General features: G+C 62.8%; 15 protein-coding genes. 3 read left to right on the plus strand and 12 right to left on the minus strand.

Annotated elements, in window-relative coordinates; translation table 11 throughout:
• Window positions 1–398 precede the first annotated feature (398 nt).
• A complete protein-coding gene (locus OHD62_RS07835) occupies window positions 399–1,499 on the plus strand; it encodes a tartrate dehydrogenase (RefSeq protein WP_263781899.1) in 1,101 nt (366 codons plus the stop codon).
• Window positions 1,500–1,526: 27 nt separating this feature from the next.
• Here the strand turns inward: OHD62_RS07835 and OHD62_RS07840 are convergent, their stop codons facing one another.
• The 8 genes from OHD62_RS07840 to OHD62_RS07875 form a co-directional block, all read right to left on the minus strand.
• Window positions 1,527–1,988, minus strand: coding sequence for a MaoC/PaaZ C-terminal domain-containing protein (locus OHD62_RS07840; RefSeq protein ID WP_263782330.1), 462 nt, complete (start codon window positions 1,986–1,988; stop codon window positions 1,527–1,529).
• Complete coding sequence (locus OHD62_RS07845) at window positions 1,985–3,058, minus strand: Gfo/Idh/MocA family protein (protein ID WP_263782331.1); 1,074 nt, start codon at window positions 3,056–3,058, stop codon at window positions 1,985–1,987. Before OHD62_RS07845 ends, OHD62_RS07840 begins: the two co-directional genes overlap by 4 nt.
• Window positions 3,054–3,383, minus strand: coding sequence for an L-rhamnose mutarotase (locus OHD62_RS07850; protein WP_263781900.1), 330 nt, complete (start codon window positions 3,381–3,383; stop codon window positions 3,054–3,056). Before OHD62_RS07850 ends, OHD62_RS07845 begins: the two co-directional genes overlap by 5 nt.
• Window positions 3,384–3,394: 11 nt before the next feature.
• Window positions 3,395–4,507, minus strand: coding sequence for a mandelate racemase/muconate lactonizing enzyme family protein (locus tag OHD62_RS07855; protein ID WP_263781901.1), 1,113 nt, complete (start codon window positions 4,505–4,507; stop codon window positions 3,395–3,397).
• Between the two features lie 4 nt (window positions 4,508–4,511).
• Window positions 4,512–5,609, minus strand: a complete 1,098-nt coding sequence (locus OHD62_RS07860; protein WP_263781902.1) for an ABC transporter ATP-binding protein — start codon at window positions 5,607–5,609, stop codon at window positions 4,512–4,514.
• Window positions 5,610–5,613: 4 nt separating this feature from the next.
• Window positions 5,614–6,480 (minus strand): carbohydrate ABC transporter permease, encoded by an 867-nt coding sequence (locus OHD62_RS07865; protein WP_263781903.1) that lies wholly within the window; start codon window positions 6,478–6,480, stop codon window positions 5,614–5,616.
• 16 nt (window positions 6,481–6,496) lie between these two features.
• Window positions 6,497–7,393 (minus strand): carbohydrate ABC transporter permease, encoded by an 897-nt coding sequence (locus OHD62_RS07870; protein WP_263781904.1) that lies wholly within the window; start codon window positions 7,391–7,393, stop codon window positions 6,497–6,499.
• Window positions 7,394–7,508: 115 nt separating this feature from the next.
• Complete coding sequence (locus OHD62_RS07875; protein WP_263781905.1) at window positions 7,509–8,828, minus strand: ABC transporter substrate-binding protein; 1,320 nt, start codon at window positions 8,826–8,828, stop codon at window positions 7,509–7,511.
• A gap of 169 nt (window positions 8,829–8,997) precedes the next feature.
• On the opposite strand from OHD62_RS07875, the gene OHD62_RS07880 reads away from it, so the two are divergent.
• On the plus strand, window positions 8,998–9,783 hold the full coding sequence (locus OHD62_RS07880) for an IclR family transcriptional regulator (RefSeq protein WP_263781906.1): 786 nt from the start codon (window positions 8,998–9,000) through the stop codon (window positions 9,781–9,783).
• Window positions 9,784–9,845: 62 nt separating this feature from the next.
• Window positions 9,846–10,685: an amidohydrolase family protein gene (locus OHD62_RS07885; protein ID WP_263781907.1), complete on the plus strand. Its 840-nt coding sequence runs from the start codon at window positions 9,846–9,848 to the stop codon at window positions 10,683–10,685.
• Window positions 10,686–10,705: 20 nt separating this feature from the next.
• On the opposite strand, the gene OHD62_RS07890 is transcribed toward OHD62_RS07885, so the two are convergent.
• Genes OHD62_RS07890 through OHD62_RS07905 form a run of 4 tightly spaced genes read right to left on the minus strand, consistent with a single transcriptional unit; the run spans window position 10,706 to window position 14,142 of the window.
• A complete protein-coding gene (locus OHD62_RS07890) occupies window positions 10,706–11,677 on the minus strand; it encodes an ABC transporter permease (protein ID WP_263781908.1) in 972 nt (323 codons plus the stop codon).
• Complete coding sequence (locus OHD62_RS07895; RefSeq protein WP_263781909.1) at window positions 11,674–12,627, minus strand: ABC transporter permease; 954 nt, start codon at window positions 12,625–12,627, stop codon at window positions 11,674–11,676. The genes OHD62_RS07890 and OHD62_RS07895 overlap by 4 nt, the downstream gene beginning before the upstream one ends.
• Complete coding sequence (locus tag OHD62_RS07900; protein WP_263781910.1) at window positions 12,624–13,412, minus strand: ATP-binding cassette domain-containing protein; 789 nt, start codon at window positions 13,410–13,412, stop codon at window positions 12,624–12,626. Before OHD62_RS07900 ends, OHD62_RS07895 begins: the two co-directional genes overlap by 4 nt.
• A complete protein-coding gene (locus OHD62_RS07905; protein WP_263781911.1) occupies window positions 13,405–14,142 on the minus strand; it encodes an ATP-binding cassette domain-containing protein in 738 nt (245 codons plus the stop codon). The genes OHD62_RS07900 and OHD62_RS07905 overlap by 8 nt, the downstream gene beginning before the upstream one ends.
• Window positions 14,143–14,210: the final 68 nt, after the last annotated feature.

Below are 14,210 nucleotides of genomic sequence, written 5' to 3' on the forward strand. Positions count from 1 at the left end.
GGTCTCCAAAGCCGGGTGGGAGTAAGGGGCAAACTGCGGCAATGGCGTATGTCCGGAGGCAATTTTCGCCATGCCGCAATTGTCGTTCTAGTTCGCATCTCACTCGCGCTTAGCTGGCGTTCTCTATCTCTGCGTTGCAAGCCGATCTGCGCCCACTTTCAGGACGACGTAAAGTCGGTTCCGAAGGCGTAGTGCTCCAGCGTAGAATAGCGCGCAAAAAGGTGGGTCGAGTCGGACGCGCACAACGAGACCACCTCCGTTGGTCGTGTTGCCAATGAGGTTGATCATAGTCTCGTAGGTCCGCAGAGGGCGAACGGGCGAACGAGCGACACGCGGAAACACCGACACCGAAGGAATGACCAGCGCCATCGTCGCTGCCATCGAGAAGGAAGCCGAAAATGTCCTCGCATAGGATCGCTGTCATCGGCGGTGACGGTATTGGCCCGGAGGTCGTCGATGCCGGCGTGAAAGTGCTGGAAGCCTTGGCTGCCGTCGAGCCGGGTCTTGCCTTCGAGTTCAAGCGCTTCGACTGGGGCTCCGACTATTATCGCCGCAACGGCCGCATGATGCCGCAGGATGGCCTGGCGCAGATCGAGGGTTTCGATGCCATCTATTTCGGCTCGGTCGGCGACCCGAACCTTCCCGACGATATCACGTTGTGGGGTCTGCGCCTGGCCATCTGCCAGGGGTTTGACCAGTACGCCAATGTGCGGCCGACGCGCCTCCTGCCTGGACTGACCGGCCCGCTGCGGCCCGAGCTCGGCAAGCAGATAGACTGGGTGATTGTGCGCGAAAACAGCGAAGGCGAATATGCCGGCGTCGGCGGGCGCGCTCATCGCGGCCTGCCGATCGAGGTCGGCATGGATGTCGCCGTCTTTACCCGCGCTGGCATTGAACGGATCGCCCGTTTTGCCAGCGATCTTGCCCTGTCGCGTCCCCGCAAGTTGTTGACGGTCGTTACGAAGTCGAACGCACAGCGCCACGGCATGGTGCTCTGGGACGAAGTCGTGCGCGAAGTGGTTCATGACTACCCGGATCTAACCGTCGACTGGATGCTGGTCGACGCCATGACTCAGCGCATGGTCAACAAGCCAGGCAGCATCGACACGGTTTTGGCGACCAACCTCCATGCCGACATCCTGTCCGATCTGGCCGCCGCGCTTGGCGGTTCGCTCGGCATCGGCTCGACAGCGAACATCGATCCATCGCGCAGCCGTCCATCCATGTTCGAACCCATCCACGGCTCGGCCTTCGACATCACCGGCAAAGGCGTGGCCAATCCACTAGGCGCGTTCTGGACGGCAAGCCTGATGCTTGATCATCTGGGCGAGCCGGCTGCGTCGCGACGTCTCATCGTTGCAATTGAAACCGTTACCGATCGAGGAGAATATCTCAGTCCGGACCTGGGTGGAGCGGCGAGCACTGCCGAAGTGACCGCTGCGGTCATCGCTGCGCTTTCTGGTGCAAACAGCATCAGGTCCTCCGGACTGCCCGGATAGAAGCCGCATGTCGAGAGAAGTTCGCATTCAAGCCTGCTTCGGCCTGTCGCGGCGTTCGACGATGTAGATATGGTCGGCCGCCAGGACGACATTGCCATGCTGGTTGATCACCTCGCAGCGCTCGATCACCCGTCCTGAACCTGGCCGCTTGGGATCGTCTTCCTTGGCGGCAATGGTGGTGCGCGTGCGGATCGTGTCGCCGATGAACACCGGCTTGATGAAACGCAGTCGGTCGTAGCCATAGGAAAAGGCGACCGGGTTGACGACGCTTGCCGTCAGCCCGACGCCGACCGAGAACACCAGCGTACCATGAGCGATGCGCTGGCCGAATGGCGTCGTCTTCATGAACTCGGCGTCCATGTGGTGCGGGAAGAAATCACCGGTGTGGCCGGCATGGACGACGAAGTCCGTCTCGGTGATGGTACGGCCGCTGGTCAGGCGCGACGAACCGATCTCATAGTCTTCGAAATACTGGATCTGTTCCATCAGGGTCTTTCCGCGATCGGCGTCGCCGGCGCCGCGCTCGACTGATAGGCAGCCTCGACCAGCGCCATTGTGCTCCAGGCATCCTCGACCGGGCTGATCAGCGTCGCGTCCTCGCCGGCCGCAAACCGCTGGACATTGGCCATGCGGCCGACGAAGGCATCGGGAAACCACTCGCCGGCCAATGGCACGGCGACCCAGTCCGTCCCGCCTTTCGGATAGATCTCCAGCACATCCGGCTCGCCGCGCGGATAGTCGAGATTGAGGCCGAGCTTGAGATAGGCAGCACCCTCGGTGCCGCAGATGCGGAACTCGCAGGCCTGGTGCCGGCGGCCGAACTTGTGGTCGTGATTGATCGAGAGCGCGCAACGCACGCTGTCGCCATAGTCGAGAATGGCGCTGGTGCGCGTCTGCGCCACCGCATGGTTGGGATGGCCAAGCGTCTTGGCGTGGACGCCTCTGGGGTCGCCGAGCAATTGCCGGATCAGGTCGAGATAGTGGATCGAATGCATGGCGATCTCGACACGCGGCGCCTTGAGCAGGAACTCCCAGAGCTCCCACGGCGTCGCCAGCGCCAGCCAGGCGTCGAAGTCGACGATCTCGCCGAGCCAACCTTTGGCGATCGCGTCCTTCAGTGCCAGCATCATCGGCGCGAAGCGGAGCTGGAAGTTCACGGCTGCGCGGAGCTTTTTGGCGTGGCAGATCTCGAGGATCGCAGTCGCTTCGGCGAGATTGCTGCCCATCGGCTTCTGGATCAACACCACGGCGCCATCAGGTAATGCCTTCAGCACACCGGCATGGCGGGATGGCGGCGTGGCGAGATCGAAGATCGCGCCGTCGACAGCGGCGGCTTCGTCCAACGAGCGAAAGGCTGTCACGCCCCATTGCTCCGCCAGCCGCGTCGCCCTGGCATGATCAGGATCGTAGAGTCCGGCGACCGGAAAGCCGGCCTTCCGGTAGGCCGGGAAATGCGCGTCGCCGACGATCGACCCGGCGCCGAAGGTGACGATCGGACGGGGCACTGAGGGTCTGGGCCAGGCCTGGACGAGTGAGGCAGGGTCGAAACCGCCGTCAATCATGATGGAAGACCTCGTCCATGTCAGCCCACCATTCGCCTTCCTTGCGCGTCGCCAAGGGCTCCTGGCAAGGCATGCAGACGGCCCACCATTCCTGGGTTTTCGGGTCGGCCGCCATTTTGGCCATGTCGGCCGCATAGTCGGTGCCATGGTATTCGAAATAGGAAAACAGCAGGTTCTCCGGCCGCTTCAGGTAGATCGAGTAGTTCTTGATGTTGCAGGCCGAAATCATGGTCAGCACATCCGGCCAGACGGCGGCGTGAAGGCGGACATACTCCTCGACCTTTTCCGGCTTCAGCCCCAGCACCATCCCCATCCGCTGCATGCCCCGTCTCCCTATCTGGTAATCGCCGTGGTGAATTCGGCGACGCTCATGGCCTTCACCGCGTCCCAGTCCCAGTCGATGCCGATGCCTGGCTCGTCGGGCGCCAGCGCCTGGCCATCCTCGATGCGCATATGCTTTCCGGTCAACTGGTCGAGTTGCGGAATGTACTCGACATATCTGCCGTTCTGAACAGCGCAGGTCAGGCTGACATGCAGTTCCATCAGAAAATGCGGGCAGATCGGGATGTCGAAGGCCTCCGCCGCATGGGCGATCTTGAGCCACGGCGTGATGCCACCGATGCGACCGACATCGACCTGCACGATCGAGCAGGCGCCTTTCTGCATATATTCGCGGAAATGACGGATGGAGTAGAGCGACTCACCGATGGCAATCGGCGTCGGCGTCGAGTTCGACAACCGCACATGCCCGTCAATGTCGTCGGCCGGCAGCGGCTCCTCGATCCAGGCGAGGTCGAGTTCGCGCAGCCTGGCCGCGCGCCGGATCGCCTCGTCGACCGAAAAGCCTTGATTGGCGTCGGTCATGATCTCGTAGCCGTCGCCAACCGCCTTGCGCACGGCCGACAGCCGCGCCAGATCCTCGGCGCCATGCGGCTTGCCGATCTTGACCTTCGAGCCACGAAACCCCTTGGCCTTGGCTGCCAGCGCATCGTCGACCAGCGCTTGCGTCTCGATGTGCAGCCAGCCGCCTTCGGTGGTGTAGAGCGGGCAGCGATCCTTGGCGCCGCCGGCCAGTTTCCACAGCGGCAGGCCCTGTTTCTTCGCCCGCAGATCCCAAAGTGCGGTATCGATTGCCGCGATCGCTATGGCCGTGATTGCACCGATCGTGGTGGCATGCGTGGCAAATTCGAGATCGTGCCAGATCGCCTCGATCATGTCGGCATCGCGGTCGATCAGGCGCGGCACCAGATGGTCCGAGAGCAGCCGCATCACCGAGGAGCCGCCGGTGCCGATCGTGTAGCTGTAGCCGGTGCCGACCGCGCCATCGCTATCGGTGATTGTCACGATTGGCGTTTCCTGGCTGACGAAACTCTGGATCGCGTCGGTGCGCTTGACCTTGGGCACAAGGTCCACCATCCGCAGTTCGACTTTCTCGATCCTGGCCATGCCTTCAGCTCCGCAACGTCTTTCCAGTGTCGGCGGCAAACAGATGCGCCTGCGACATGTCGAGACTCATGGCGACCCGCTCGCCCGACCTCAGCGGTCTGGGGTTCAGCATGCGCGAAACCCAGTCTGTGCCGTTGAATTCGACGAACACCAGTGTCTCGTTGCCGAGCGGTTCGGTGACCGTGATCGGCAGTTCGATCTGGTGGACGTCCGCCGCACCGCCGGAACTGATGCCATGCCCGGTCGGATAGATGTCGTCCGGCCGCAGCCCGAACACAACCTTGTCGCCGGTAGCGACATTGGCCTTGAACTGGCCGGGCAGCGGCAGTTTTTCGCCGGTGGCAAAAACCATCTTGCCATCATCTATGGTGGCCTCGTGCAGGTTCATCGGCGGTGAGCCGATGAAGCCGGCGACGAAGCGCGTCGCCGGCCGCCGGAACACCTCGTCGGGCGTGCCGACCTGCTCGATATAGCCGTCGCGCATGATGACGATGCGGTCGGCCAGCGTCATTGCCTCGACCTGGTCATGGGTGACGTAGATCACCGTCGACTGCACCTTGGCATGCAGTTTCTTGATCTCGGTGCGCATCTGCGTGCGCAGCTTGGCGTCAAGATTGGAAAGCGGCTCGTCGAACAGGAACACATCTGGATCGCGCACGATGGCGCGGCCCATGGCGACGCGTTGGCGCTGGCCGCCGGACAATTGCGAGGGCCGGCGCTCCAGCAGCGTGTCGAGACCGAGGATGGCCGAGGCCTCGGCGACGCGGCGATCCATGTCTTCCCTGGCGGCGCCGGCGATTTTCAGGGAGAAGCCGAGATTCTCGCGCACCGTCATATGCGGATAGAGCGCATAGGACTGGAACACCATCGAGATGTTGCGCGAGCGCGGCGGCAGGTCGTTGACGATGCGTCCGCCGATCTCGATCGAGCCATAGCTGATCTCCTCGAGCCCGGCGATCATGCGCAGCGTCGTCGACTTGCCGCAGCCGGAGGGACCGACCAGCGCGATGAATTCGCGATCAGTGATATCGAGATCGATGCCATGCACGATCTCGATATTGCCGTAGCGCTTGGTCAGCTTGGTGAGGGAAACGGTTGCCATTGGATCAGCCTTTCACCGCGCCGGAGGTCAGGCCGCCGACAAGGTGCTTCTGGACGATATAGGTGAGGGTCAGCGCCGGGATGATCATCACCACGGCGAGCGCGCACATGCCGCGCCAGTCGATGGTGAATTCGGCGGTGTAGTCGAGAAGGCCGACCGGCAGCGTCTTGGCGCTGACGGAGCGGGTCAGTTGCGAGGCAAGCGCGAACTCGTTCCAGCAGGTCAGGAAGGCGAAGATCGCCGCCGAAGCGATGCCCGGCCCCGCAAGCGGAAACTCGACCTGCCAGAAGGCCTGCCAGCGCGTGCAGCCGTCGATCTGCGCGGCCTCCGCGAGATCTTTTGGCACCTGACGGAAGAAGCCGTCGATCAGCCAGATCGTGAACGGCACATTGAGCGCGACATAGGCAAGGATCAGCCCGAAATGCGTGTCGATGATGCCAAGCCGCACATAGAGGAAGAACAGCGGCAGCGACAATGCGATGCCAGGCACCGTGCGCGTTAGCATCAGGCCCAGGAAGACGCTCGATTTGCCGCGGAAGCGGTAGCGCGCGAAGGCGTAGCCGCCAGCCATGCCGATGGCCACCGCAATGACGGTCGAGGTTACCGAGATGATCAGCGAGTTGCGGAAATACTCGATCACCGGGATGCCGCCCTTGCCGATGCCGCTGAACATGGCGACATAGGCGTCGAACGAAATCTCCTGCGGAATCCACACCGGCGGCTTGGCCATGATCTCGACGGTTGGCCGCAAGGACGAGATGACGATCCACAGACCAGGCAGGCAGATCGTCAGCATCGCCAGGAACAGGCCGATGCGATAGACGATCCCAAGCAGCCGGCGCTTCAGGCGGGCGGAAGAATTCTCGTCCATTCTCACCACCCAGGCCTCACCACTCAGCACCGATCTGCGTGCGCGCCGCGGCGAGCTTGTTGAAGAAATAGACGGTGAAGGCGATCGACAGCAGGATCGAGAAATAGGCCATGGCGTTGGCCATTCCCATGCGCCCGTCGCTATAGGCGGTGCGCGCCACCAGCGTCCACAGGAGCTCGGTGCGGCCCGCAGGTCCGCCATCGGTCATGATCTTCACGATGTCATAGGCGCGCGCGACGTCGAGCGAGCGGATGGTCATGGCGATGTAGGCGAAAGGCATCACGAACGGCCACGTCACATAGCGGAATGTCTGCCACGGCGTGCAGCCGTCGACCCGCGCCGCCTCGATCGGTTCCTTGGGCATGGCCAGCAGACCGGCGAGGATCAGGATCGCGAAGATCGCTGTCGACGACCAGATCTCGGCAATCGAAATGGCGATGAAGGCGAGATGGCCTTCGATCAGCCAAGGTATGGCGTCCTGGGTGATGCCGAGCGACTGCAAGGCATTGTTCACCAGGCCGATATTGTCGTTGAACATGAATTTGAACTGGAAGCCGACGAGGATCGGCGAGAACATCATCGGAAACATCATAAGCGTGCGCAGGATGCGCTGGCCGCGCGTCGCCTTCTCGACTAGCATCGCCAGGCCAAGGCCAAGCAGCATCTCGAGATTGAGCGCGATGGTCAGCAAGAGAACGGTGCGGCCGAAGGCCCACCAGAAATCGGCGTTGGACAGGATCGAGAGATAGTTCCGAAAGCCGACAAAGACGAAGAAGGTCTCAGGCCGCGTCAGGCGGAACGGGGTGAAGCTGGAATAGAGCGACAAAAGCAATGGCACCACGACCACCGCCGCCAGCACGATCATGGCTGGAAGCAGCAGCAGGAACGGTGCAGATGGCTTGAAGCCCTTCATCAGGATCCCTGGGGTTTTGTATTCAACTATGGGCGCGCCGCTGATCGCCCAGCGCCGACCAGGCGCGATCGCCTCCCCCAATTGTCGTGGGGGGAGGCGGCCTTGGTAGCAGTTTCTAGAGCTTGCCGGCGTCTTCGAGGATCTGCGTCGCCTTGGCGGCGGCTTCATCCAGTGCCTGCTTGGACGTCTTGTCGCCGAGGATCGCCGCCTGCAGCTCGGGATAGACGGCATTCGAGATCTCGATCCACTCGGGCGTCTGCGGCACGGCAAAGGCGTGCTTGGCTTCTTCCTGGAAGGCGGCAAGGACTTCCTTCTTGTAGGGATCGTTCTCGGCCTGCTTCAGGTCCCAGTCCCAGACCGCGGTGCGGGTCGGCAACGGGCCTGCGGCGGCTTCGAGCTTCTGGCTGTCCTCGTTGGTCAGCCACCACACCAGAGAGGCCGCGGCCTCCTTGTTCGGGCAATTCTCGGTCACCGAGAAACCGTGGAAACCGGACCAGCCGGTGCGCTTGCCCGAGGATCCCTTCGGCGCAACCTTGACGCCGACATTGCCGGCGACCTTCGACGACTTCGGATCGTTGAAGAAGCCTGCCCAGCCCGGCCAGTCGAGATTGATGGCGACTGTGCCGGAGGCAAAGCCCTGGCCGAGATCGTCCCACAGATAGTTGGTGGTTCCCGCCGGCACGGCCTTTGCCTTGTAAAGATTGACGAACCAGTCGAGCGCTCGGATGCCGGCTTCGGAGTTGAAGACGGGCTTGCCGTCCTTGTCGAGATACTCGCCGCCTTCGGCGACGACCATCTCGTAGAAGCGGCCGTTGATGGCCTCTTCCTTGCCGGCGAACTGCGTGCCGTAGAAATTAGGCGGGTTGGCGAAGAACTCGGCCTGGTCGGTGACTTCCTTCCAGGTGTCTGGCGGCACCAGGTCATAACCGTATTTCGCCTTGAACTTGGTCTTGTTGTCGGCGTTCTCGTACAGGCTCTTCTGGTAGTACAGCGCCGAAACGTCGAACTGCGCGCGCGGCAGCATCATCAGCTTGCCGTCGATGGTTGCCGCCTGGATCGTCGAAGGCACGAAGGCGTCGATTTCTTCCTTGGGCAGCAGTTTGCCGAGGTCGGTGTAGAGGCTCGTATACTGCGGCGCGAACGACGAATGGTTCCAGCCGACGCACCAGTTGGTGCTGCCCGAGGCGATGTCGGACTTGAGCTCCTTGTCGATGTCGAAGCCGTTCTTCTTGGTCAGGATGTTGACCTTGGCGCCGGTGGCCTTCTCCCATTCGGGTATCCGCTCGTAGAGCTTTTCATATTGCTGGCCGCCGATCAGCTTCACGTCGACGGTCACGCCTTCGAATTTGCCGGGCAGGTCGCCGGCAATGGCAGTGCCTGCGCCGAATGCAAGCACCAATGCGCCGGCGGAAACGCCGGAAAGCAGTCTGTTCATTGGTTTCCTCCCTGGGTGCGCCTCAGTGGCGACCGCAACTTGTCCGCGTGACAAGAAGTGCTACATTCATATACAAACAAAACATTCATACATACGTCAAGGCGAAATTTGTTTCCGATGTCCGCGTTCCTGCGTATATGAAGAATCAAATTCACTGGAGGGATGGGCTATGGATGACAGCGAAGACGAGCGCTATCGCGCCCCGGCACTCGACAAGGGGCTCGACATCCTGGAGCTGCTGGCCGGGGTGGACGGTGGTCTCACCCAGGCCGAAATCGCCAAGAAGCTCGATCGCAGCCCCAACGAATTCTACCGCATGCTCGACCGGCTGGTGCGCCGCGGCTACGTCACCAGGCTGGACGGAGACCGTTATTCGCTGACGCTGAAGCTGTTCGGCCTGGCGCAATTGCACGCCCCGGTGCGGCGGCTGGTTTCCTACGCGACGCCGGTGATGCGCGAACTTGCCGAAACCTCGCAGCAGGCCAACCAACTTGTTGTTTTTGATCGCGGTTCCGCCGTCGTCATCGCCCAGCAGGAGGCTCCGAACTATTGGGGCATCTCGATCCGGGTCGGCTCCCACATCAGCCTGTTCGACACGGGTTCGGGACATGTTCTGCTGGCCTTCCGTTCACAGGAAGAACGGCAGATGATGATCTCCGAGCACGTCCGCAGCACCGACAAGGCGGCGCAGCCGGCCGAGTTCTTCGCCAGGCTCGACCAGATCCGCGACCGTGGTTACGAGATGATGGCTTCAATGCAGACTGCGGGCGTCTATAATCTGTCGGCCCCGGTGCTGGGACCGGATGGCCGCGCCATCGCGGCGCTCACCATTCCCTATATCACCCTCGTCAATGCGGCGGCCGCGCCTGACATCACACTGACGATCCAGTTGCTGCAGGGTGCGGCGACCCGGCTGTCGCGATTGGCCGGCTCCGACGTGCCACAATCGTCGTAATTTCTTATTTGAATAATGAATTTTTCAGCGAGATAGTGTGCGAGCATAGAGGATACGCCACCATGATCGTCGATACCCATCTGCATCTCATAGACCGTTCGGTGCTGCGCTATCCCTGGCTGGCCGGTGTGCCGGCCCTCAACCGCGACTTTTCCTACGAGGAATACGCCTTGGAGGCTCACCGTGTCGGCGTCGATCGCGTGCTGCATATGGAAGTGGATGTCGATCCGGCCGACATCGAGGCCGAGACCGGTCGTGTCGAAGGGCTTTCGCGACAGCCCGGCAGCCTGCTGGTCGGGGCGATCGCCTCCTGCCGGCCTGAGGAGGCGGATTTTCCGGCCTATCTCGAACGCCAGCGTGCAAATCCTTTCGTCAAAGGGTTCCGACGTGTCCTCCATGTCGTGCCCGACGACCTATCGGAAGGCAAGTTGTTTCGTGACAACATCAAGCGGCTCCACGGCACCGGCCTGACCTTCGATCTTGTCGTGCTGCCGCATCAGATTCCGCAAGCGATCGCCCTTGCCGACATGGCGCCCGATGTGCAATTCGTCCTCGACCACTGCGGCGTCCCCGACATCAAGGGCAACGCCGAGCATCCATGGCGCAAACACATGAGCGACATCGCGCGACGCCCGAATGTCATGGCCAAGATTTCCGGCGTCGTTGCCTATGCCGATCCCGGCAGCTGGACGGTCGAGACATTGCGGCCTTTTGTCGAACACACGATCGGTGAATTCGGCTGGGACCGTGTCGTCTGGGGCAGCGATTGGCCCGTCTGCACGCTTGGTGGCGGCTTATCGACCTGGGTGGCGTCGACCCACGCGCTGCTTTCGGGCTGCAGCGTTGCGGAGCGCGACAGGCTGCTGTCCGTGAATGCCCGCAAGCTCTGGCGGCTGGCATAGGCGTCCTGTCCGGCGTCACCTCAGATCGTTGCCGATACGTGCCGTTCGCGGCCGTAGAGTGAGACCAGCAGCACGATGATGAGGCCAAGCGCGGCCTGAACCGCCGAGGGCTGGAAGCCGAGGCCGATCAGCAGCGTGTTGATCTCGGTCAGTACCAGAACACCGGCGATCGTGCCGAGATAGCTGCCTCGGCCACCAACCAGCGCCGCGCCACCGACGACGACGGCCGCAATGGTCTGGAACAGATAGGGCTGGCCGACATCGCCATAGGCCGAACCCGTGAAGCCGAGCAGCAGCACCCCCGCCGCGGCGGCGAAGAAGGCGCTTGCCGCATAGGTGACGACCCACATGCGAACCGGGTCGATCAGCGCCAGCGGTGCCGCACCCGGATTGCTGCCCAGCGCATAGAGCCGGCGTCCGTAGGGTGTTCGCTCCAGCACCAGAACGACGCAAGCCGTCAGCACGACGAGGCTGGGCACCAGCCACGGCACCGGCAACGGCCCAACCGAGCCGCCGATCGACACGAAACTGGAAACGGCTTGAGGCGCGGAGCCTGACGGGAAGCCGGCTGTCCACAAAAGCACCAGCCCTTGTACGACCATGCCAATGCCGAGCGTGACGATGAGCGGTTGGATGTCGAGGCTGCGCGAGATCAGCCCGTTCAGTCCGCCTATGATAAGAGCGAGCACGCCGACGAGGCCACAGACCAGGACAAAATTCCAGCCATCGCCATAGAGCTGCGCCGCCACGACATTGGCGAAGCCGATGACGAAGGGAATGGACAGGTCGATGCCACCCATGATCACGACCAGTGTCTGCCCGATCGAGGCGACGGCAAGCAGCGAGGCGAGCACCAACATGGCGCGCACGGCAAACGGCGTCGAGTAGCCCGGAATGAGGGCGGTGCCGACTGCGTGCAGAAGGGCAGCGACGCAGAAAGCACCGACGACGCGGGCGTTGGTCGTCGCAAACAGGTTTCGGCCGAAGCTCATGTCAGCCTCCTCATGGCTAGACGTTCCTGCAGCGCGGTCAGCATCACGGCCAGCACCAGTATCGCGCCATAGGCTATCTGTAGGACGAAGGTCGAGACATTGAATGTCGTCAGCACGCTTTGTAGGAGGAAGATGTCGATGGCGCCGATCGCCGCGCCCGCCACACCACCGCGGCCGCCGGCCAGGCTGACGCCGCCGAGAGCGACGGCGGCGATCGCGATCAGCGTGTAGGTCGGGCCGATATTGGGATCGGCGGAACCGATCAGCGCGGTCAGCATCAGCCCGGCGCATCCGCTGAGAAGACCAGTCATGACATAGGCGATGAAGCGCACGCGCGTGACATCGACACCGGCGGTGTAAGCGGCGCGATCGTCGCTGCCGACCGCCATCAACTGGTCGTAGTAAGGGGTGCGCCGCACCAGCCACCAGGCAATGAACATCACCGCCAGCGGCAGCATGGACAACGAGCCGGATAAGGCCTTGAGCCAGGCTGGTGCGGGGCCGATCGGCGCCGGCAGGATCGTCAGCGTGACGCCGGTGAGGATCAGATAGGTGCCGAGCGTGGCAACGATCGGCTGGATGCGCACGATCGTCGCCAGAAAGCCGTTCGCCGCGCCGACCAGCGCGCCTACGAGCAGCGCGGCAGGTACGAGGATCAGCGGTGAAGAGATGCCGGCTTCAAGGAAAAGCACCTGGATCACCATGGCGTTGACGAAACCCATCAACGGTCCGACCGAGATGTCGATGCCGCCACGGCCGGCGAGGATCACGGGCGTTGAGGCGATGGCCGCGCCGATCAAGGGCGCGGCCAGTCCGACCAATGCGCCCCAGGACCCTGGCTGGAACCGCGCCGGACTGAGGGTGAGATTGACCGCAAGCAGGACGACCAGCAGCACCGCCGCGAAGCCGACACTTCGCCAGAGAGCCGGGAAGCGTTTGGTCAGGCTCATGCCGCACGTCCGAACATGGCTGATATCACGGTGTCGGTGGTTAGCGCCTGGCCTGCGATCTCAGCCGCAACCTCGTTTTCCCTGAACACCAGCACACGATGGCACAAGAGCAGGATCTCCTCGATCTCGCTGGAGAGGATGACAAGTCCCATGCCGTCGGACGCCAGGCCGCGAAAGACGTCGTAGAGCACATGCCGTGTTGCGACATCGACGCCACGCGTCGGGTCATTGAGCAGCAGGATCGCGGGTTCCAGGGCCAGCGCTCGTGCCAGCAGCACCTTCTGCTGGTTGCCACCCGACAGGGTGGTGATCGGCGCATCGGGCCGGGGCGCGACGATCGACAGTTTTTCGCGATAGATATCGTAGCGCGCCTTGCGCGTCGCCGGACTGATCAGGCCGAAGCGCGTATCGCGCGAGAGCGTCGAGACGGCGAAATTGTCGAGCACCGACTGGGTCGGGAAAATGCCGTTCGCACGCCTGTCGCGCGGCAGATAGGCGATGCCGCTGGCGACCGCCTTGCGGAACCCTGTGATATTGCCGCCTCCGCTAGGCAGGTCGAGCACGATCGAGCCGCCAAGCGGTGGCGCAAGGCCAGCGAGCATCTTGAGGAACAGCTCCTGACCATGTCCGTCGAGGCCGGCAAGGCCGACGATCTCGCCGGGAGCAATCGCCTGTGTGATCGGGCTGGCGCCAGGCGCGATGACGAGGTCGCGAATGGCGAGACCACGAAAATCGGGGCCGCGAAAGTCAGGGCCACGAAAGTCGGGGACAGCGCGATCAGCCATGCGCCAGCTCTGCCGCGGTGCGTGGCGCCATTGCCTTGAGAAGTTCAGCCGGTGTCGAGGCACCACGCTCTTCGGTGCGCACCACGCTACCGCCACGCAGGATCGAAATACGATCCGACAGCGACATCACCTCATCCATGCGATGCGTGATGAACAGGATGAGGCAACCTTCCCCGGCAAGGGCGCGCATCAGTGAAAAAACTGACTCGCGGTCGGCGAAGTCGAGCGCGGCGGTGACCTCATCGAGAATAAGGATCCTGGGGTTGCGCACGATCGCACGAGCGAGAACGACCAATTGCTGCGCGGCAAGCGGCAACAGGCCAGCGGGTACGTCAAGGGGAACGTCGGTGACCGCGAAGCGCTTCAGCGCCAGCGCGGCCCTGTCGCGGCGCTGGTTGCGGGGAACGGTGCGCCGGACCAGCCCGTCGAGGCCAAGCAGGATGTTGTCCGTCACGCTGCGATCCGGTGCGACCAGCACCTCCTGGAAGACCGTCGCGAAACCTTGCGCCTGGAACGCCGAGGGGCTGGCGCCGGAGAACGGCTTGCCTTGCAGCAGGATCGCGCCACTGTCCGGCTGGACGATGCCGGACAGGAGCTTGACCATCGTGCTCTTGCCCGAACCGTTCTCACCCAGAATGGTGTGGATGGTCCCCGCCCTGAACATGATCGAGGCGGCGGCAAGAGCGACCGTCTCGCCATAGCGTTTGGATATGTTCTGGATTTCAAGCATGTCTTGTTTCGATGCTGGCTGGCCGGCTCCCGGAAGGAACCGACCAGCCGAGACCTTATTTGGCGCCG

Origin of the sequence: Mesorhizobium sp. YC-39 (assembly GCF_025753795.1) — a bacterium.
Classification (GTDB): domain Bacteria; phylum Pseudomonadota; class Alphaproteobacteria; order Rhizobiales; family Rhizobiaceae; genus Mesorhizobium.